Source organism: Bacteroidota bacterium (genome assembly GCA_037133915.1).
Classification (GTDB): Bacteria; Bacteroidota; Bacteroidia; order Bacteroidales; family CAIWKO01; genus JBAXND01.
The window spans coordinates 1-19572 of record JBAXND010000030.1 but is presented as its reverse complement, the minus strand read 5'-3'; the positions used below and the strand labels follow the sequence as shown (position 1 = coordinate 19572).

Sequence of the window (19572 nt, the reverse complement as noted above, 5' to 3'; positions counted from 1 at the left end):
TTATTGAGTGATGACAAGCCTTTGCTGATGCAGTGCTTCTGAAGTTATCAAACGCACCAGATACATTCCGGGCGAAAAATTAATTGGAAGCATGCGTGTATCACCCGCATAACCGGATGTAATATTCTGCAGCAGCACAATTTTTCCATTCATATCGCAAATGCTGAGTACGGCCTGTTCATTATTCAAATCGGGCAATAAAAAGTAGAATACTCCTGTGCCCGGATTGGGATATACACTAAATCCGTTCGATTCGTCATTTGCAAAATTAATTCCTGAAACATCATTTTGAGATGAGTCGGCAGGTTCAACACAATGCCCCGGGATGCTGTCGTCTAGCCATGAAAAACGGTTCATCACCCAATCTTTTAAGTGCTGCACTTCTTCGGTGTACGATGTCGCGATAGGGCTTGGATTGGGCCAGACATACTGCCCGATGATGGGCCATTGGTAGAAGTTGCGCTGTTGTCCTTCATTCAGGTATGATGCCGTTGAATCAATATAATGGAGCACATTGGGAGTACTCAAAACGCCCATACGAAGGGTATTCCAACGGCATCTAAGTTTATTTTGAAAAACGGTATCCTGCATAAGCCGGTTCCACCAAAACGGCACCTGCCAGGTATCATAACTACAGATATCACTGAATTTGTAGGCCCATCCGGTATAATCATTTCCACCGCAATAATCGGCATTCCACCAGGTAAGATCATAATCCCACACCGGACCAATGGTAAGCCGTCCGTCTTTACTGTTGCGGTCTTTATACATGAATGTGCTCAATCTGTAGCCATCTACATTTTTACTGATCTCATTCACTATTAAATAGTCTATGAAAGAATGCACATTGATATAACGCGCATAACCAAGCGCTGGATTATTGTAAATAGACGAATCGAGGACAGTTTCTACTGTGTCCATAAATTGCCGGATATACAACTTCTGTTCAGGTAAAATTTCAGCAGCATCGGGATAACTGTACTGAAAATATATAGTTTGTCCATTAGGATTCTGAGCAGGCGGGAATGGAGAAACCCAGCCATCGCCGCCTGAGCCTGTTTGTTTATCAATCTTGATGATATAGCCGCCTGTTAGCTGATCGCCGGTAGTATCCGCAGGTTGAAGTTTAGAAATATCAACCCGATGTTTATCACGTTTAATTTTTTCGGTAAGTAAATAAACGCCTTTGTATTCGCCATTGAGCACCACTTCGCAACTTTGATTCCTCACAGAATACTGGTTAAGCTTTGAAGTAAGATTATAGGTCATCAGGTTACGCATCAATGTTTTGTCGCTATAATTGGCAATGAGGCACCAGTCGTTTTCGGCAGGCATCCCAAGAATGGGAACATCCAATGCAGTACCAAGTGAATCACGGGTTTCGAAGCCATAAGGTTTTTTGGGGAACCATTGCGAGCTGGAGCCGCGCAATTCAATGCCCACCCATCCATTATAATTGTTGAAGGCATCTGTCATATAATTCCGCACACCCGGACCGTTGTAGATAATTCCCATTTTAGCAGTGATTTTTGGCGCATCAGGAATATCCGCACCAAATGTGTTTATCACAACGATTGGAAGGTTCGAAGAAACAAATTTAAACATAGGCGAAGGGTTATTCCCGAAGGTCAGGCTCCATCCCAGAAGAGTTCCCTGATCGCCACTTGCCAAATCGCGCAAACGCAGTACCCAGTTACCATTCCCAATCTGCTGATTATTTACATTTCCAAGAGCACCAATAGGCCGGTAAGTACCGGAAAAAGGTGCTGCGCCATCCGTTATGGGAGTAGTAGCATTTCCATTCAGGCAGGTATTTGAGAAGTTATCTCCATCACCGCCCACAGATGAGAATAACATAATAGAAGTTCCATCGGGAGCAATAAGTGTAAGCTCCAAATCTGAATCCCAGGTGTGCAGAATGTTCACACACACCGACTCAAGTCCAAACGTGGCGGTATCGATATGGGTAGGTACCAGTCCGCTCACATTAATGGTGAAATCAATATTCGAATTATTATCAGGAATGGTGCCACCGCCCCCGTAAAAAGTTTGTGATTTCAGAGAAGTGGAAATCAATAGACAGGCTGTAAACAGTGCAAGCAGAGCTGTGATTCTTCGCATCATCAGAGTTATAAGTCAAAACAAAAATAGATAAAATGATTGTGAAATGCAACATCCACGAACTCCGGGATCCCTAAAAGACTTACGATAAATATTTCCCGACGATGGGCATGCGCCTTCCTGTGCCAAAAGCCTTGGGCGATACACGCAATATAGGAGGCGTTTGATAACGCTTATATTCATTGGTATTGACGAGTCGCAGAACGCGTTTTACTGTTGCCTCGTCAAATCCCATATTCACAAGTTCTGACGGGCCTTTGCGCTGCTCGATATACTGAAACAGAATGGTGTCAAGTATGGGATATTCGGGCAACGAATCGCTGTCTTTCTGTCCGGGACGCAGCTCAGCCGATGGAGGTTTGACAATACTGTTTACAGGAATAACTTCACTCAATCTGTTGATGTAATGCGCGAGGTCGTATACTTCAGTTTTATAAACATCACCCAGCACAGAAATGCCGCCGCACATATCACCGTAAAGAGTGCCATATCCAACGGCAGCTTCACTTTTATTGGATGTATTGAGCAAAATATATCCGAATTTATTTGACATCGCCATCAGCAAAACCGCGCGTATTCGTGCCTGTAAATTTTCTTCGGCCAGTCCGAAAGGCAAGCCTTCAAAATAGGGTTTAAGCAACTGCTCAAAACTTTTATAGCCTTCTTCAATAGGAATGATATCATACGGACACCCAATATTGACAGCCAGTTGCCTGGCATCATCAATAGAATGTTCTGATGAATATTGCGATGGAAGCAGCACGGCGTGGACATTTGAGGCACCCAACGCTTCAGCAGCAAGTACCAGCGTTACTGCAGAATCGATACCACCTGACAGGCCGAGAATCGCTTTTGAGAATCCGAGTTTTTCAAAATAATTACGGATGCCCATTACAAGTGCATCATGAATGCGCTGTGTTTTCACATCGGGATGAACCGGCTCCGTTGAAACTGCCGTCCCGACTTTACTTTCAGCATCCTCAATATCAATAACAATAAAATCTTCGCGGAAATAATTAAGTTCATTTACAACTAGCCCACGGCTGTTCAGCACCATAGAGCCACCGTCGAACAGCAGTTCCGTATGCCCTCCGGCATGATTTACATAAACGACGGGCATTTTATATTTGATTGCATTTGCAGACAGCACTTGTTTTCGCATTTCTGCCTGACTATAATGAAAGGGTGAGGCGGCGATATTAATAATTAAATCGGGCTGATGCTTGGCAAGCTCATCCATGGGATTCATCACGTAAAGCAGGTCATCGCCCACATTCCAGAGGTCTTCGCAGATGGTAAGTGCAATTTTTTTGCCATTGAATTCTACTACATCGAACAGTGTTCCGGGTTCAAAGTAGCGGTATTCGTCGAACACATCATAATTAGGAAGCAAGGCTTTGTGGCTAATCGCCTGAATTTTTCCATCGTTCAGAAAGAAGGCTGAATTAAAAAGATGCTTCCCCTTGAGAGCTGTATTAACTGATGGAGAGCCGACAACAGCGGCAATTCCAACGCATTCATGAGCGATTTCTTTTACAGAAATATTACATCGCTCAATAAAATCATCAAATTCCAGAAAATCGCGGGGCGGATACCCGGTAATACAGAGTTCGGCAAACACGGCAAGTTCAGCGCCTGACTTTTTTGCTTCACGGATATGCTCAATGATGCGGGCAGTATTCTGTTCAAAATTGCCGATGTGATAATTAAGCTGTACAAGCGCGATCTTCATTATCTATAATATTAAAACATCACGCCAATGTTCAGCTCAACAAAGTTAGACCTCGCTTTTTCTTTCACAGTGGGATAAGCGTTATTTGCGCCTTTAAGCACATCTGTAAACCCGTTGTTGTATGTAACACCTGCATAGAGCGCAGCAACCTGTCCGAATTTATACGCGCAGCCAAGTCCAATAATCATAGCTTCGCGGAAAAAGCTCACCTCTTTATCAATATTCACCGATTTGGCTGTGATTACGCTTCCGGTAGAGGGTGTATATTCATCGTCGGCTTTTGCTTTGATTCTGAAAGCAGAGCTCAGTCCGAATTTTCCGTAAAAAGAAAAATTGCCAAGTACTTCGCCCGTACTGCCTATCAGGAACAGCGGCACTTCTACATACTGAAGTTTGTATTTGCGTGTCATAATGCCGGTATCCGAGGTAATCACATTGTTGACGTTAATGTTGATTGCATCCGTAAAAGAAAGCTTCCCGCCGGTTGACATTACATTCACTCCGGTACCGATTCCGAGATTTGGAGAAAAGAAATTTTCAAATGCAGCGCCATAGCTCATACCTATAATAGTCCCGTCGGAGCTGTATTTGGGTTGCTGAACATCAGGCTTTAGCCAGCTAAGGTTAGGTGAAGCATGAAGTCCGAAATGAAATTTACGAGCAGTTTGCGCAAATGTAATTGTTGCAGAAAACGCCATGAGCGAACATACAACCACACAGAATATCCTTTTCATAAATAAAATATTTAGTACGAACAATTCTTGAAATTAGTCAGGGTATAAAATTAAGATTATTAAATGGATTATTTTTGAGTTAATCCTTAAATTTGTAAACTACAGAAAAGGAGATATGAAGTCAAAGAGAATCATTTTACTATTTACGGTGACCTGCAGTATATTACTCGCATCGTGCACCTGCAACCATGAGCGTGATCTGAATGTGCCCGATAAAGCGGTCGCTAAAGACACCATGACCGTAAAAATTAAGCGGTATGAAAAAGCGCTTTTCAACATTCCGAACGGCCAGCTTGCCGCACAATTGAAGGCGCTGCAGCCCGAATACCGAATTTTTCTCGACGGAGACCTCAACGACAGCAGTAACATCAAGCAGCTGCGGGCATATATAAACGACAGGTACATCAGAAATAACTATGAAGAAGTCGTTAAAAAATTTCCTGATTTAAAGGATCTGGAAGCGCAGTTAACACAAGCATTGAAGTATTTCAAATTTTATTTCCCGGGGAAAAAAGTACCCAAAGTATACACATACGTATCGGGGATGGATTTTGAACTACCCGTAAAATATGCCGATTCCGCACTCATCATTGCACTGGATATGTACCTCGGCAAAGATTATGGATTTTACCAATCGTGCGGATTGCCCTTATTCAAAAGGGTTTATATGGAAAAATCATACATCGCCCGCGATTGTATGGAGCAGATTGCATCCTATTATGTTTATACAAATCCGCATGATGCCACGCTGCTGGACCATATGGTAAAAGCCGGTAAGATTTTATATTTCATTGATGCCACCCTTCCTCAACTCGCCGATTCTGTAAAAATAAAATACTTAACACATCAGCTTAAATGGTGTACCGACAACGAATCCAGAATCTGGGCATTTTTTATTGATAAAAAGATGCTGTATTCGCAAGACGGACAGGAAAACATGAAACTGATGATGGACGGGCCTTTTACGAGTGGCTTTGGTAAAGAATCGGCACCACGGCCCGGAATGTGGATTGGCTGGCAGATTGTTCGTGCGTACATGAACGAGAACCGCGATGTCAGCATAAAAAACATGCTTCTTGAACCTGATTCAAAGAAAATACTGCAGCTTTCAAAATACAAACCTAAAAAAACATGATATTACGGAAAAGCATACTCTGCGGGATATTTATCGCATTTTGGGGGATGGTGCAGGCGCAGCAAATAGGATGCACAGTTTATGACTCTGCATCAACCGATATTCCAGATAATCTAATAAAAACCATTGCCGTTGATGCAACAAACAAATTGTGGTTTGCTACAGGCGACTGCTTTTACGGAGGGAAGCTCGTGAGCTTCGACGGACAGAAATTCACAAGTTACGATTCTACAAATTCCGGAATGTATGACAAATTTATAACCGCCATTGCATTTGATTCGGAAAACAATATGTGGCTTGGAACCCGCTATTCGGGAATTTATTTCTACGATGGGCACAACTGGCTCAATTATAATCTGACAAACGCGCCACTGCCCGACCCTCACATAACAAGTATTGCTATTGAAAAGCCTGCTGCCGGAGGAAAAGAAATCATCTGGTTTTCAACCGACAAAGGTCTTGTTTCATTCAATGGAACCGACTGGACTGTGTTTAATAAAAAACAAATCGGGATTACCGACGATGTAGTTTATTGGGTGGCGGTTGATGCTTCCGGGACCAAGTGGATAGCCAGTTCCTGCGGTTTTGCTTCTTATGACGGAAAAAACTGGAAAGTTTATAATACCTCCAATTCCAGACTTCCGAATAATCAGGTAAATCATGTTTTTACCGATGAACGCACCGGAATTCTCTGGGTTGACTACTGGGGCGGACTTATCAGTGTGCAGGGTGATGTCTGGACTATCTACACCCCTGACAATTCAGGCATTCCCAAATACTGCGATTATAAAATTCATGTGGATAACGACGGTTTGCTGTGGATAGCAACAAACAACGGACTGGTGCTTTTTGACGGCACTTCATGGAAATCATTTACACCCATGAATTCATGCAACCCAAGCTTTTTCGTGAATAAAGTTATAACAGACCACAGCAACCGGCATTGGGCGGCAACACAAGATGGTTTGATGATGTTCAATAAAAAATAATAAATCTGAAAGCATTTAATCCTTCAGGTAACCAATATATTATCATGAGTGACATTGAAAACATAATAAAGTACTTAAAAGACCATGGCAGTGTAGAAAACCGCCTTGGTATGGCACATTACGGTATCAACGTTCAAAGCGCATTCGGAGTAAAAATACCCTTGCTTCGGGTTATAGCAAAAGAATATAAAAAGAAACATGCTCTAGCGCTTGAATTGTGGGCAAGCGGTTTTCATGAAGCCCGTGTTCTTGCCGGTATGATTGATGACCCCATGCTTGTAACGGATGTTCAGGTTGAAAAATGGGTGGCCGATTTTAATAGCTGGGACCTTTGCGACCAGTGCTGTATGAATTTGTTCCGCTATTTACCATTCGCGGCAGAAAAAGCCATTGAGTTGAGCCGGCGCGACGAAGAATTTGTTAAAAGAGCAGGCTTTGCATTGATGGCGAGTCTGGCTTCCGGCAGTAAAAACCGTCCGGATAAATATTATACTCCGTTTTTCGACTGCATTATTGAACAATCAGGCGATGATCGCAAAATGGTGAAAAAAGCCGTGAACTGGGCGCTTCGTCAAATAGGAAAACGAAATTCTGCCCTTTGTGCAAAGGCAATTGAAATAAGCCATCAACTTATTGACACAGGCAACAAAACTGCAATTTGGATAGCCAAAGACGCCATAAAGGAGCTGGAGGCAAAGAAATTTTGAACTGCCTCTTAGAATCCTTATCTTTGTAAATAAGAAAAAAGTTCATGCTTTCCAATCAGCAAACATTTACACGATCAGTCATTTTACAGCAAGTCCGAATCATTGTTTTTGTGTTTTTTACAATGATAATAAGCCTGAATTGTATTGCTTCGGGGCGCGACACCGTGCATTCAGGTAATCCATGCTTTGTGCTCAACAAAGGACAGTGGTCAGAAAATATATTATTCCGTACTGACATTGATAAAGGCGCGCTCTTTCTTGAAAAAAGCTGCATGACGTTTGTGCTCGAAGATGTAGACGCCATTAAAAAAATTACGCATTACAAATACCTAAGCCCCGACGAAAAAAGCAATATTCCCATTCCGACAACGACAATTAATGCTCACGCATACAAGGTAAAATTTGTAAAAAGCAATCCGAATGTCAGAGTTGTAGGGCAACACAACTTCCCTGATTACAATAACTATTTTATTGGAAACAATAAAAATCAATGGGCATCTCGGGTTCCCAAATTCGAGGATGTAACCTATTACAATCTTTTTAATGGCATTGATATGGAAGTGGGCGAAAAAAGTTCATTTCTGAAATATGAATTCCACGTCAGCCCGGGCGCATCTGTGAATAACATTCAGCTTGAATACGACGGCACTGACGGACTTGCAATAACCGACGGCAATCTCGTTATCCGAACTTCCGTAAATAAAATTATTGAGCTTAAACCTTACGCATATCAGTTAATCGACGGTAAGGAAGTTCAAATAAATTGTAAGTTCAATCTGAATAAAAACCGTCTAAGTTTTGCCTTACCTGAAGGATATGACAAATCGCTGCCTCTGGTAATTGACCCGATATTAATATTTTCTTCTTATTCGGGCTCTACGGCCGATAACTGGGGATATACCGCTACCTACGACAGCGACGGCTTTCTGTATGCCGGCGGCAATATTTTTGCAGTTGGATATCCCGTTACAACGGGCGCATTTCAAACGACCTATGCCGGTGGCTCATGTGATATAGTCATCTCAAAATACGATACTACGGGTCATTTCATGATTTTCTCAACGTATATTGGCGGCAACGGTGCCGACGTTCCCGCAAGCCTGATTGTTGACGGTAACGACGACCTATTTATTTTAGGGACAACGTCCTCGCCCGATTATCCGGTGACATCAAACGCTTTCGACACATCATTTAACGGTGGGCAGGCTTACACGCTCACCTATGTATTGCATTACACCGGCTCGGATATTGTTATTTCAAAACTCAGCAACGACGGCACTACCCTGATGGCATCGACCTATTTTGGCGGAAGCGGCAACGACGGACTCAACACACAAGCGCCACTTAAACACAATTACGCTGATGATGTGCGAGGTGAAATTATGATTGACGACAACAACAATATTTACGTGGTCAGCACGAGCAACTCACCCAATTTACCAACGGCGGCAACAGTATTTCAACCGACATTCGGCGGCGGTATGCAGGATGGTTGTATTATAAAAATGGATAACACGCTTTCGAACCTTATCTGGTGCTCGTACTTGGGTGGCACGGGAAATGACGCGGCTTACAGCATTGTTGTCGATAGGAATCAGGATATTTATGTTGCAGGAGGAACCACTTCTGCGGATTTCCCCACAACGCCGGGAGTCCTTGATACAGGCTTTATTGGAGGTATATGCGACGGCTATATCGTACACATCAGCAAGAACGGCAATCTGCTTATGCAAGGAACGTATTACGGCTCTAATGCTTATGACCAGACCTATTTTGTTGAAACCGATAAGGAAGACAATGTATATGTGCTAGGTCAGACGGCAGCTACAGGCAATACAATGATTTTTAATGCAGCTTATTTTGTTCCGAACGGCGGACAGTTCATCAGCAAAATAAATCCCACATTAGACACTCTTGTGTGGTCAACTGCATTTGGAACGGGAAACGGCGGACCCGACATTTCACCCACAGCATTCCTGGTTGACCTCTGCGATAAAATATACCTTTCGGGATGGGGTGGCTCCATTAACGGATTTGGCGGCACTTCAGGGCTTCCGGTAACATGGAACGCTTTTCAGTCAACTACAGACAACAATGATTACTATTTTATGGTAATCAACGATGATGCCTCCGCACTCACTTACGCTTCATTTTTCGGCGGTACCAGTCATGAGCATGTGGATGGCGGCACCAGCCGTTTTGACCGTAACGGGAAAATATATCAGAGTGTATGTGCCGGATGCGGCGGTATTGATGACTTTCCCACAACACCCGGTGCTGTAAGCAATACCAATAACAGCTTCAACTGCAACAACGGTGTAATAAAATTTGATTTCATGCTGCCGGTCATTGTCGCAAATTTTAATATACCACCTGTTGTGTGCCTGCCGTCATCCGTGGCTTTCGACAATACATCGCACTCGGGAGGCGCGGGATATACGTGTTGGTGGGATTTTGGCGACGGTACCACTTCAACACAATTTGAGCCCAATCATCTGTATCCGGGCGCGGGTGTATATCTTGTCACGCTGGCCGTTTCCGATACCGGCACCTGCAACTTCTCCGACACCATCACAAAACAGGTTGTAGTGATTTCCAACTCAAGCGATACGCTGCCAACAATAAATATTTGCAAGGGCGATTACATTCAGATCGGACTGTTACCCATACCCGACCCTACTGTAACCTACACATGGATTCCATCCGGAAACCTTAGTGATGCGAATGTTTCCAATCCTTTTGCCTATCCCGTTCAAACGACCGTTTACACACTTCTTTTATCTAATGGTATTTGTACTGATACACTTAAGCAGCGGCTCACAGTCTTTGATCTTGATGCTTATGCGGGCAACGACACCACCACCTGCGACGGTCCGATGCTGCTCATTGCCAATTCCGGTGATGGCGCATCAACCTTCCACTGGTCGTCAAATCCACAATTTTCCGATTGGCTGAATTCCGGTCCGGGTGACAGCACGGCTATGGTAAATATTACCACACCCACAACATTTTATATTCAGGTAAGCAATGCATGGTGTACTGCTATTGACAGCGTCACTGTAGGTTTTCAGGTGGTTGCCGGAAGTGGTTTTACACAGGATCCGCTGTGCCATGGCGACAGCAACGGTATTGCATCGGTGGTAGTCAGTTCGGGTACCGGTCCCTACACCTATCATTGGAACACCGGGCAACTCACCGACACAATTTTTAATGTCGCCGGCGGTACGTATACTGTAACCATTACCGATTACAATAATTGTATTTCGGTAGTTTCAGTTACACTCATAGACCCGCCAATACTTACCGGAATATTAATTCCTCAGGATATTCCATGCAGCGAAGTGTGTAATGGAAGTATCACCGTGAACATGAGCGGTGGAACATCGCCCTACACCTACGCCTGGAGCAACGGGCAAATCTCGAATCCTGCGAATAACCTTTGTGCGGGTACTTACATCGTAACGGTGAATGATTCCAGAATGTGCGTTGCACATGATACCGCAATCATCAATATCAATTCCGTATTCACAAACGTTTCGGTTTATTCTGACCAAGATACTATTTACGAAGGTGAAAGTACCGGCCTGCATGCTACCGATATTGCCGGAACTCACTACACCTGGACTCCCGGAGCAAGTCTTGACAATCCGTCGTCGCCCAACCCTGTGGCAAGCCCGGTAACCACTACAACTTATTATTTAGAAATTGCCGACGGAAACGGCTGCGTGTACCTCGACACACTGCGGATTATTGTGCTTGACGTAATGTGCGAAGAGCCGTATATCTACGTTCCCAATGCTTTCACGCCAAACGGCGATAACCAGAATGACCGGGTTTATGTGCGCTCACGTATGCTGAAATCAATGTTCTTCACCATTTACGACCGCTGGGGCGAAAAAGTTTTTGAGACCACAAAACAGGATGTCGGCTGGGACGGTACTTACAAAGGCATTGCCTGCGATCCGGGCGTTTTTGTTTATTACCTCGACGCCACCTGCCACAACAAAGAGAAGTTCATCAAAAAGGGGAATATTACGCTGATAAAGTGATTTGGACTATTTTTCCTCCAGAAACTTCGTCAACTCCACGTATAATTTTTGTGTAGGCAGACCCATAACGTTGTAATAACTGCCCTCAATGCGCTGAATGCCGACGTAACCAATCCATTCCTGAATGCCATACGCGCCAGCCTTATCCATGGGCGAATAATTATCGACATACCATGTAATTTCTTTTTCATTCAACTCACGGAATGTAACCTCCGACTGTGCAAAAAACACGGCACTTTTGTGCTTTGTTTTAATACAAACACCGGTATATACAATGTGCTTGTTGCCCGATATCTGCTTTAGCATATCAATGGCGTCTTCGCGCGACGACGGCTTGCCCAGCACATGATCATTGAGCCACACAATGGTATCAGCCGTTAGAATAAGCGTTTTATCATCCATTTCCGATTCGTGAAAAGCATCGGCTTTGAGCCGGCACAAATGAAGCACAATTTCTTCGCGCTTTAATTCGGCCGGAAATACCTCTTCAACTTCACGGGGAATAATTTCAAATTTTAAATCAAGACCGGCGAGCAGCATTTGCCTTCGGGGCGATTGTGATGCAAGAATAATACGATAATCTCTGAGTTTTTCCTGTAGCATGCGCGGTTAAAAGTTTATATAAAGCATTTGCATCGAGAGTAAGCCGGCCAACATAATAATCTTCATTACCGTACTCATAAAGTGGAAATCGGTTTGAGATTGTGCATTTCGCAGTTTAAGAAGGAGGTAAATATTCAGCGCGTGTATCAGAAAAAAATAAGATGAAGCAATATTATAGTGCCAGCGAAATAAAAGGACCTGCACAAATACAGTAAACAACATCAGCACCCCAACCATCACCACTAGTATTTTTTTCGACTTAGAGATTCCGTACACAACAGGAATGCTGTGGCATCCACATGCCTCATCACCCGCAATATCTTCCATATCTTTTACCACTTCTCTGATAAAACATATAAGAAAAGCAAAAAGCGTCATCCCAAAAACAAAGATGTTGATATTTCCAAAATTCCCTATCATGTTTCCAAACACAATTCCATTATTCTTGATAGCAAAAAACTCGAACAGCCAAACTAACACAATTGCGGAAGACGTAATCAGAGCAACAACCAGATTACCGGTTATCAGCATTCGCTTGTATTTTAATGCGTAATAATAAAGAACCATTGCAATAATAAACTGAACAAAGCCAAGTTTGAAAGAGCCAACGCTCCATCCGCAATAAAAGCCTATAAGCACAGCCACGGCACTCAGTGCAAGATGCATATTAGAGGCAGTACGCATCGGAATACTGCGCCCAACAATCACATCATCGGGTCGGTTTATTTTGTCAATTTCCGCATCGTAATAATCATTTATAATATAACCTCCCGCAGCCAATAATACGATTGAAATTACAAGCAGTATAAAAGCGATATTACCCATTTGCAAAGGGCTGTGTGCCGCTTTCAGGAAGGGCGCGATTAAATAATGCCGAACCATAAACATACTTACTGCAATAATGAGCAGGTTCAGCGGACGGACTATTTTAAGATATGAATTCAATTAGTATTTAGTATTTAGTCGTTAGTAGTTAGTACAATAAATCGGAAGTTTAAAGTCATAAAGTCTATGAAGTAACAAGGATGGTATGAATCAGCATTATTAATTATTATTGTTCTCTACCAGTCAAAAGCATCATCGGTCATCCAGTCGTTGCGCACTTTGAGTACTTGCTCCACAACATCGCGGACACAACCAAAACCGCCGCCAAATGCGGAAATATAGGTTGCAATACTTTTTATTTCCTCAGCGGCATCAGCCGGACAAACCGCCACGCCCACCTGCTGCATTACTTTATAATCAGGGATATCATCGCCAATATACAACACTTCATCCGCAGTGATTTTCTCACGTTTCAGGTATTCATCAAACACCAGAATTTTATTTGTCACTCCGGTAAAAATATCGGTAATCCCAATCGATTGGCATCTTTTTGCAATGGCAGGCGATGTTCCGCCGGAAATAATGGCAACCCGGTAGCCTCTTTTCAGGGCGTGGTGCAGTGCATATCCGTCTTTCACCCATCCTGTACGAACCTGTTCGCCCGATTCAAGCACCAGTATATTCCCATCACTCAGCACACCATCGTAATCGAGTATAAATGTGGTTATATTTTTTAAACGCTCTTTATAATTGCCCATTATCATTCTTTTTTTTAATAATCAATTTGCTGAGTGTGTTATACAGTGATGCATATTCAGGTTTTGAAGCAAGCAATTCAACATGCTTATCCATGATGGCTCTGTCTTCACGCACTGCCGGTCCTGTCTGAACTTTCAGTGGGCTTATCCCCATTACCTTTGATGCTGTTTCGCGAATAAGTGGTTTGATGAGGTCGAACGAAATGTTATTTTCACGAAGTATTTCTTCGGCAATCACATAATTCAGATTGGTAAAATTACACGCGAATACGCCCGCAACATGCAATAACGCACGCTTCTCAGAAGTAACAAGGCTGACCGAAGAAGTAATCTCTTGTGCGAGTTCGGTTAAGCGGACTTCATTTTCTTTCTTCGGTGACTCAATGCAAACCGGCACATGTCTGAAATCAAGCGCACGACCGATTGAAAAGGTTTGAAACGGATAAAAGACACCGTAATTTTCGGAAACATTCGCCAGAATATCAGCTGCCAATGTTCCTGAAGTGTGAACAATCAGATTTCCGTCAAGGTGAATACTGCTGATTACTGACGGAACAACAGCATCAGGCAGAGCAATGATATACAGGTCGGAATCTGCAGGCAATTGAGATAATTGTGTAATTGCTTTCGCAGATACCCGTGAAGCAAGATACACCGCAGAATCCTGAGTACGGCTGTAAACGCAGTTGATTACTTTTCCGGAGCCCAGCAAAGCCTTTGCAAGGTGCGTTGCCACATTCCCTGCACCAATTACAGTGACTGTTTTTATTTCCGGTATATTCATTTCCAGATTTCTTCTTTCCTTATAGCGGTAAGCAAAGGTAGGACATTTTACACATTCACAAAATCGGGGGCGGTTCTAATAATTTATTTTGTAGTAAACAGTATCAAAGGCATTGCAGTAAAATGTGTCGCTGTGAAGTGTCGTAATATTATGTTTGGTAACATTCCACGCAACACTTACATTCTGATTGCCCCGTGTCAAACAAATCAGGGTATCGTGAAAGGCAGCACCTGCACCATGAAACAGCGTATTGTCGCAGCATCCGTCACATTCGGTATATCCGCTTGTAAATGAATATGTGACATTATCGAGGCTGTCATATGAAACAAAATTCTCGATTTCAAGCTTCACATAACCCTCCGGATAAATAGAATACGTTGGAGAAAAAGCTGTCCCTGAAACTATCTGATCTGAATTAATGTCCTCACTATATCCAAAATATCTGTCTTTAGTCACAGTAATACGATATCCGGCAACTTTCGCCTCCGTAAAATCAAAAGAAAAATTGCCATCGGAATCCGTCAGCACGGACGACACTTCAGTATAGTTTGAATTATAAATACCCGATTCGACCTTGCTTGCCAGCAATTTTACTTTTGCCCCTTCAACATATGCATTCGTGTTCGGATCAAAAATTTTACCGCGCACCACCAGTTCGTTTGCTTTCTTCTTACAAGAATACAGCACTATAGCCGAAATCAGTAATAATAATAGCAGGCTGTCCTTCAATATCTTCATTATGCAGCAATTATTTCAGTATAAAACTACAAAAAAAAACGTCTTTTTGATAATATTAATATTTTTGTCCTGCCTCTTATCATGAACCAATTAATAGAGAAACGCAGTTTGTTTCATAAAATTATTCGCATTGAAGGTTTACAAAATAGCTTTACACATATTAAATCATGAAAGTAATGGGAATCGCACAATTCTTTAAACTCAAACAAAACAATACAAGCATCCGCACCGAACTGCTGGCAGGCATTACCACCTTTGTGGCGGCCATGTATATTATTGTTGTCAATCCGGCAATAGTGAGTGCCACGGGAATGCCTTTTCCTGCAGTGCTTACGGCAACCGTTATATTAAGCGCGTTCTGCACAATCATGATGGGACTTTATGCAAACAACCCAATATTGGTAGCTCCCGGCATGGGTCTGAATGCCTTCTTTACGTATGCTGTGGTACTGGGAATGGGTGTAAAGGTTGAAGTTGCGCTGGGTGCACTTTTTTGGGCGGGCGTGTTGTTCTTCATACTTTCTATATTCAACATCCGGACACTCATTGTAAAAGCCATCCCAAAACAGCTGCGTTATGCCGTAGCATGTGGTATCGGGATTTTCATTGCATTTATAGGATTTACAAACGCGGGCTTTATTATCAATAAGCCTCCGATTATTGGAATCAGCAGCATGAATGCAGGTATCATCACATTTCTTGCCGGTCTTATTATAACAGCCATTCTTTCGGTAAAAAAAGTGAAGGGCGCACTCATACTCGGAATCATTATTACGACCGTATTAAGCATTCCCATAGGGCGGCTCTGGGGCAATGTATCAGCCGCCAATCATGGCATTGCAACACTTGTTACATGGAAAGGATTTTTCGCTGCACCCGATTTCAGTCTGTTATTCAAACTTGACTTTGTAAATTCTTTAAAACTTGCCGTCTGGCCTGTCATTTTCGCGGTATTGTTTACCGATATGTTCGACAGCCTTTCGACTTTCGTGGGTGTTGCCGAAGCGGCCGAGATTGTTGACAAAAACGGTGAACCCCGCAACATCAAACAATCCCTGGTTGTTGATTCGGTTGCAACGGGCTTATCCGGAATACTGGGCACAACATCCGGAACTGCTTATATTGAGTCGGCTTCAGGTGTGCTGGCAGGAGGTCGTACCGGGCTTACGGCGGTCGTAGCCGGACTGCTGTTCATTCCATTTATGTTCTTTTCACCGCTGCTGTCAATGATTCCGTCGATTGCTACGGCGCCGGTACTTGTGCTTGTCGGCGTTTTTATGATGAAGCCTGTGCTGAACATCAACTGGAAAAAATACGACGATGCCATCCCGTGTTTTCTGGCAATGATATTGATTCCTTTGAGTTATTCCATCACACAGGGCATTATCTGGGGATTCCTGAGCTGGACCATTTTGAAAGTAGTATGCGGAAAGTTTAAAGAGATATCGCTCACGCTGATCATTATTGATATTTTATCTATTCTGCTCCTGGTTGTAGGATAATGGGGGTTGGGGATTTGAAAATTTCAACTTCAGGCACTTCAAACTCCAGAAATAATCCTCCACTGTTCTGCTTTGCGCGAAAGAGGCACTGCATGAGCAGGGCTTGTAGATGGCAGGGTGTATTGTGCAAGGACAATTTCCGGATTATATTTCTTAAAGAGTTTTGAAGCATGCTGTCCGTTAAAGAAGATTGTCCGGATAAGAGGATGTTTATTAAGCAATGAACTGATATCATTCGGTACTTCATCACGGATGTCGCTATCGAGGCTGCTGGCACGTTCGCACGATTCCAGCACATCCCACAACGCAATATTATTATTCAACAACAATCTTTTCCTGCTAACATAGCTGTCCGAAAAATTTTCACCAGCCAGGTCAAACATGATTTGCCAGAATGCATTTCGTGGATGGGCATAATATTCTCCGGCACGCAGCGATTCCTTGCCCGGCATAGTTCCGAGAATAAGCACTCGGGAATTTTTATTTACAATTGGATTAAAGGAGCGAATCATTCTAAAATGCAATCAGTGGATGATTTCGGTAAGAATAGACTCTTCGAATCTAACCTCCAGAATATTTTCTTTATCTGCGATTACCTGAAGCCTGCCTACAGGCGACTCAATTATGGAACTATATTGTCCGGGCATCAGCACCAGTTATTTCTTTTGTAAAAATTATAAGCAGCACTGAGCGCTGTTTCTATCTGAACTTCTAAATGCGTATCCAGTTTTTTAATCCTGAAACATGATTTGCCCGACAGCATTTTAAGAAGTTCCTGTGGTATTTTTTCTTTTTCGGCCGGTTCAATATAAATAGACATCAGGTAAAAGCCAACGTGTCCTGCATGTATAACCACACCGCCAAAATAAAATTCGGGTCTTATTTTTCCTGCAACTTCAATCTCTTTTTCAATCCAGAGGTCAAAACTCCGGCTGGTATTCATCCTTATGTTAAAAGGAGGAGCATATTTTTTCATTAATTCCCTTATTCGGGAAAAAATCTCTGAAGGATCTTCTGTTAACTTCATATCTGCAAAACTTAGAACGCACCTCCGAAAGCAAAACCAATCCCGGGCCAGAGTTCACTTGAGGTCATAATATAATGAGCCATCACCGATGCCCTGAAGAAGAAATGGTGTTGCGACTCAATACGGATGCCCATGCTTGGGACTACGTTCATATTAAAATCGCCCGACTCTCCGAATTTTCCGTTCTGTGTAAAGTTCTCGAAGGTAGTACCCAGTCCGATTTCAAATTTTCGGGGCGTATCGCCAATGGTTAAATTAACGCCTATGGGAAAAGCATAATGCTCGGGCAGAATACCAAAACCGGCACGAGCATTTAAACCTATTTTCCGGCCATGATAAACGGTGCGTTCATAGTTGGTGGAATAAATGCCGCCATTACCCGCCATCTCAATATAAACGAAATTGCGGAAATAATCTGATCTGGGTTTCTCTTTTACAGTTGAATCGCCTCCCGGGGCAAACGTATAAGATTGACCATAATCCTGATGTTCATAGGTCACTTTTTTCTTATCATTAATTTTTAGAGAAAAGCCAACATCAAGGCCTAGTGACCAAGGTCTGAAATCGGAGGTGACGGTTTGCAGCATATCCATTTTTCCGCTGTGAAAGGTAATGGTTGAATAACGTGCAGTAGGTAACAAATCTATGCTGCAGCGTCCTTTGGCAAACGGAAGGCTGATGCCGGCACGGGCCATTACCCCCAGATTTGGTCTGAACGCTATGTCTACATGGTTGCCTTCGGCGTAATATCCAAGGTTGCCATCGTCTTCATACTTTTTTATACTTAGTAGTTGCAGGTTAAAAGAAAATCCAAGCTGACCAACGAACCTGACGGCTCCTTTTGTTGTGCGGTACCCGGCAAGAAATGGTGTAGAGATGCTGATGAATTTTTCGGTAACATCTCTTTGGGGAGCCATGTAGGTATAACCGCCATAATAATCATACAGCCAATAATAATTAGGCTCTTTATACTTCCACTCACAGCTCGAAAGAGTAAAACCACCTTCAAGAAAAAAACCGTGCCCAATACTATAGGTAGTACGAAAACCGCCCGTGAGACCGAAATCCATTTTAGCATTCAGGGCAGGATATTCACGGAGGTCATGAACGCCGGTAGCGGCCGGGGAAAAGAAAAACCCGACGGTACGTTTCAGTGTATCGGCATTTTGAGCGTGGATTGAATTAACGGCCGGAGCAATAAGAATAAATGAAGCAATAGCGGAAAGTAGAAATCGTTTCATATCTGAATTTTTTATAAAAATATAAAATAAGCGTATATGACGAACAACAAACGTAATAAAAATGGAAATGTTGTAACAATGATATTAAAATCGGAGGGTGATGAGGGAAGAAAATGCAGGGAAATAAAACGCAGGGGCAAAAAAAAAGCCCCGCGGACTGCGGGGCTTGAAGAAAAATTTGGCGACGACATACTCTCCCATGATTTAACATAGTACCATCTGCGCTGGTGGGCTTAACTACTCTGTTCGGAAAGGGAAGAGGTGAACACCACCGCTAAAGTCACCATAAAGTCTTAAATACCTTATAGAAATGACATATAAAAGAAAGAAAATACAATAGTTCAAACGGCAAAGAAACTTAATATACAGAAAGCTTACGGGCAATTAGTACCGCTCGGCTTTGACATTACTGTCTTTACACCTACGGCCTATCAACGTCATAATCTCTAACGGCCCTTAAAGGAAGTCTCATCTTGAGCTGAGTTTCGCACTTAGATGCTTTCAGCGCTTATCTCATCCATGCGTAGCTACCCTGCGGTGCAACTGGCGTCACAACAGGTACACTAGAGGCATGTCCGACTCGGTCCTCTCGTACTAGAGTCAGGTGCTCTCAAACTTCCAACGCCC

17 protein-coding genes and 2 rRNA genes are annotated in these 19572 nt (G+C 43.0%); 5 read left to right on the top strand and 14 right to left on the bottom strand.

The window, feature by feature from the left end; translation table 11 throughout:
• The 3 genes from WCM76_10860 to WCM76_10850 form a co-directional block, all read right to left on the bottom strand.
• On the bottom strand, positions 1-2124 hold the full coding sequence (locus WCM76_10860) for a CotH kinase family protein (protein ID MEI6766133.1): 2124 nt from the start codon (positions 2122-2124) through the stop codon (positions 1-3).
• A 79-nt stretch (positions 2125-2203) separates the two neighbouring features.
• The gene (locus tag WCM76_10855) at positions 2204-3853 is read right to left on the bottom strand and encodes an NAD+ synthase (GenBank protein ID MEI6766132.1); all 1650 of its coding nucleotides are present in this window, start codon (positions 3851-3853) and stop codon (positions 2204-2206) included.
• 11 nt (positions 3854-3864) lie between these two features.
• Positions 3865-4587, bottom strand: a complete 723-nt coding sequence (locus tag WCM76_10850; protein MEI6766131.1) for a porin family protein — start codon at positions 4585-4587, stop codon at positions 3865-3867.
• Between the two features lie 115 nt (positions 4588-4702).
• Between WCM76_10850 and WCM76_10845 the strand changes: the two genes are divergently transcribed.
• From WCM76_10845 to WCM76_10830, 4 genes are all read left to right on the top strand, one after another.
• Positions 4703-5722, top strand: coding sequence for a hypothetical protein (locus WCM76_10845; GenBank protein ID MEI6766130.1), 1020 nt, complete (start codon positions 4703-4705; stop codon positions 5720-5722).
• Positions 5719-6711 carry a two-component regulator propeller domain-containing protein gene (locus WCM76_10840; protein MEI6766129.1) on the top strand — a complete coding sequence of 331 codons (993 nt, stop codon included), beginning with the start codon at positions 5719-5721 and terminating at the stop codon, positions 6709-6711. Before WCM76_10845 ends, WCM76_10840 begins: the two co-directional genes overlap by 4 nt.
• Positions 6712-6755: 44 nt before the next feature.
• Positions 6756-7418 carry a DNA alkylation repair protein gene (locus tag WCM76_10835; protein ID MEI6766128.1) on the top strand — a complete coding sequence of 221 codons (663 nt, stop codon included), beginning with the start codon at positions 6756-6758 and terminating at the stop codon, positions 7416-7418.
• A 110-nt stretch (positions 7419-7528) separates the two neighbouring features.
• Positions 7529-11467 carry a gliding motility-associated C-terminal domain-containing protein gene (locus WCM76_10830; GenBank protein ID MEI6766127.1) on the top strand — a complete coding sequence of 1313 codons (3939 nt, stop codon included), beginning with the start codon at positions 7529-7531 and terminating at the stop codon, positions 11465-11467.
• A 6-nt stretch (positions 11468-11473) separates the two neighbouring features.
• Here WCM76_10830 and WCM76_10825 read toward each other — a convergent pair whose 3' ends face one another.
• From WCM76_10825 to WCM76_10805, 5 genes are all read right to left on the bottom strand, one after another.
• Positions 11474-12070 (bottom strand): Maf family nucleotide pyrophosphatase, encoded by a 597-nt coding sequence (locus tag WCM76_10825; protein ID MEI6766126.1) that lies wholly within the window; start codon positions 12068-12070, stop codon positions 11474-11476.
• 6 nt (positions 12071-12076) lie between these two features.
• On the bottom strand, positions 12077-13015 hold the full coding sequence (locus WCM76_10820) for a geranylgeranylglycerol-phosphate geranylgeranyltransferase (protein ID MEI6766125.1): 939 nt from the start codon (positions 13013-13015) through the stop codon (positions 12077-12079).
• 116 nt (positions 13016-13131) lie between these two features.
• On the bottom strand, positions 13132-13653 hold the full coding sequence (locus tag WCM76_10815) for an HAD hydrolase family protein (GenBank protein ID MEI6766124.1): 522 nt from the start codon (positions 13651-13653) through the stop codon (positions 13132-13134).
• Complete coding sequence (locus WCM76_10810; GenBank protein ID MEI6766123.1) at positions 13640-14437, bottom strand: Rossmann-like and DUF2520 domain-containing protein; 798 nt, start codon at positions 14435-14437, stop codon at positions 13640-13642. The genes WCM76_10815 and WCM76_10810 overlap by 14 nt, the downstream gene beginning before the upstream one ends.
• Before the next feature lie 75 nt (positions 14438-14512).
• Positions 14513-15175, bottom strand: a complete 663-nt coding sequence (locus tag WCM76_10805; protein ID MEI6766122.1) for a carboxypeptidase-like regulatory domain-containing protein — start codon at positions 15173-15175, stop codon at positions 14513-14515.
• Between the two features lie 176 nt (positions 15176-15351).
• Here WCM76_10805 and WCM76_10800 point away from each other — a divergent pair, with 176 nt between their 5' ends.
• Positions 15352-16677: an NCS2 family permease gene (locus tag WCM76_10800; protein MEI6766121.1), complete on the top strand. Its 1326-nt coding sequence runs from the start codon at positions 15352-15354 to the stop codon at positions 16675-16677.
• 38 nt (positions 16678-16715) lie between these two features.
• Here the strand turns inward: WCM76_10800 and WCM76_10795 are convergent, their stop codons facing one another.
• The 6 genes from WCM76_10795 to WCM76_10770 form a co-directional block, all read right to left on the bottom strand.
• Positions 16716-17189, bottom strand: a complete 474-nt coding sequence (locus tag WCM76_10795) for a DNA-deoxyinosine glycosylase (GenBank protein ID MEI6766120.1) — start codon at positions 17187-17189, stop codon at positions 16716-16718.
• Positions 17190-17201: 12 nt separating this feature from the next.
• Positions 17202-17324: a hypothetical protein gene (locus WCM76_10790; GenBank protein MEI6766119.1), complete on the bottom strand. Its 123-nt coding sequence runs from the start codon at positions 17322-17324 to the stop codon at positions 17202-17204.
• Complete coding sequence (locus WCM76_10785) at positions 17324-17653, bottom strand: hypothetical protein (GenBank protein MEI6766118.1); 330 nt, start codon at positions 17651-17653, stop codon at positions 17324-17326. Before WCM76_10785 ends, WCM76_10790 begins: the two co-directional genes overlap by 1 nt.
• Positions 17654-17715: 62 nt before the next feature.
• Positions 17716-18945 carry a hypothetical protein gene (locus WCM76_10780; GenBank protein ID MEI6766117.1) on the bottom strand — a complete coding sequence of 410 codons (1230 nt, stop codon included), beginning with the start codon at positions 18943-18945 and terminating at the stop codon, positions 17716-17718.
• Positions 18946-19121: 176 nt separating this feature from the next.
• Positions 19122-19233, bottom strand: a 5S ribosomal RNA gene (gene rrf / locus WCM76_10775).
• A gap of 75 nt (positions 19234-19308) precedes the next feature.
• Positions 19309-19572 (bottom strand): 23S ribosomal RNA (locus WCM76_10770); the annotation flags it as partial.

Bases quoted from the DNA above. Each gene is read 5' to 3' on its own strand.
- WCM76_10860 (MEI6766133.1), bottom strand. From the start codon at position 2,124: ATGATGCGAAGAATCACAGCTCTGCTTGCACTGTTTACAGCCTGTCTA.
- WCM76_10855 (MEI6766132.1), bottom strand. From the start codon at position 3,853: ATGAAGATCGCGCTTGTACAGCTTAATTATCACATCGGCAATTTTGAA.
- WCM76_10850 (MEI6766131.1), bottom strand. From the start codon at position 4,587: ATGAAAAGGATATTCTGTGTGGTTGTATGTTCGCTCATGGCGTTTTCT.
- WCM76_10845 (MEI6766130.1), top strand. From the start codon at position 4,703: ATGAAGTCAAAGAGAATCATTTTACTATTTACGGTGACCTGCAGTATA.
- WCM76_10840 (MEI6766129.1), top strand. From the start codon at position 5,719: ATGATATTACGGAAAAGCATACTCTGCGGGATATTTATCGCATTTTGG.
- WCM76_10835 (MEI6766128.1), top strand. From the start codon at position 6,756: ATGAGTGACATTGAAAACATAATAAAGTACTTAAAAGACCATGGCAGT.
- WCM76_10825 (MEI6766126.1), bottom strand. From the start codon at position 12,070: ATGCTACAGGAAAAACTCAGAGATTATCGTATTATTCTTGCATCACAA.
- WCM76_10815 (MEI6766124.1), bottom strand. From the start codon at position 13,653: ATGGGCAATTATAAAGAGCGTTTAAAAAATATAACCACATTTATACTC.
- WCM76_10810 (MEI6766123.1), bottom strand. From the start codon at position 14,437: ATGAATATACCGGAAATAAAAACAGTCACTGTAATTGGTGCAGGGAAT.
- WCM76_10805 (MEI6766122.1), bottom strand. From the start codon at position 15,175: ATGAAGATATTGAAGGACAGCCTGCTATTATTATTACTGATTTCGGCT.
- WCM76_10800 (MEI6766121.1), top strand. From the start codon at position 15,352: ATGGGAATCGCACAATTCTTTAAACTCAAACAAAACAATACAAGCATC.
- WCM76_10795 (MEI6766120.1), bottom strand. From the start codon at position 17,189: ATGATTCGCTCCTTTAATCCAATTGTAAATAAAAATTCCCGAGTGCTT.
- WCM76_10790 (MEI6766119.1), bottom strand. From the start codon at position 17,324: ATGCCCGGACAATATAGTTCCATAATTGAGTCGCCTGTAGGCAGGCTT.
- WCM76_10785 (MEI6766118.1), bottom strand. From the start codon at position 17,653: ATGAAAAAATATGCTCCTCCTTTTAACATAAGGATGAATACCAGCCGG.
- WCM76_10780 (MEI6766117.1), bottom strand. From the start codon at position 18,945: ATGAAACGATTTCTACTTTCCGCTATTGCTTCATTTATTCTTATTGCT.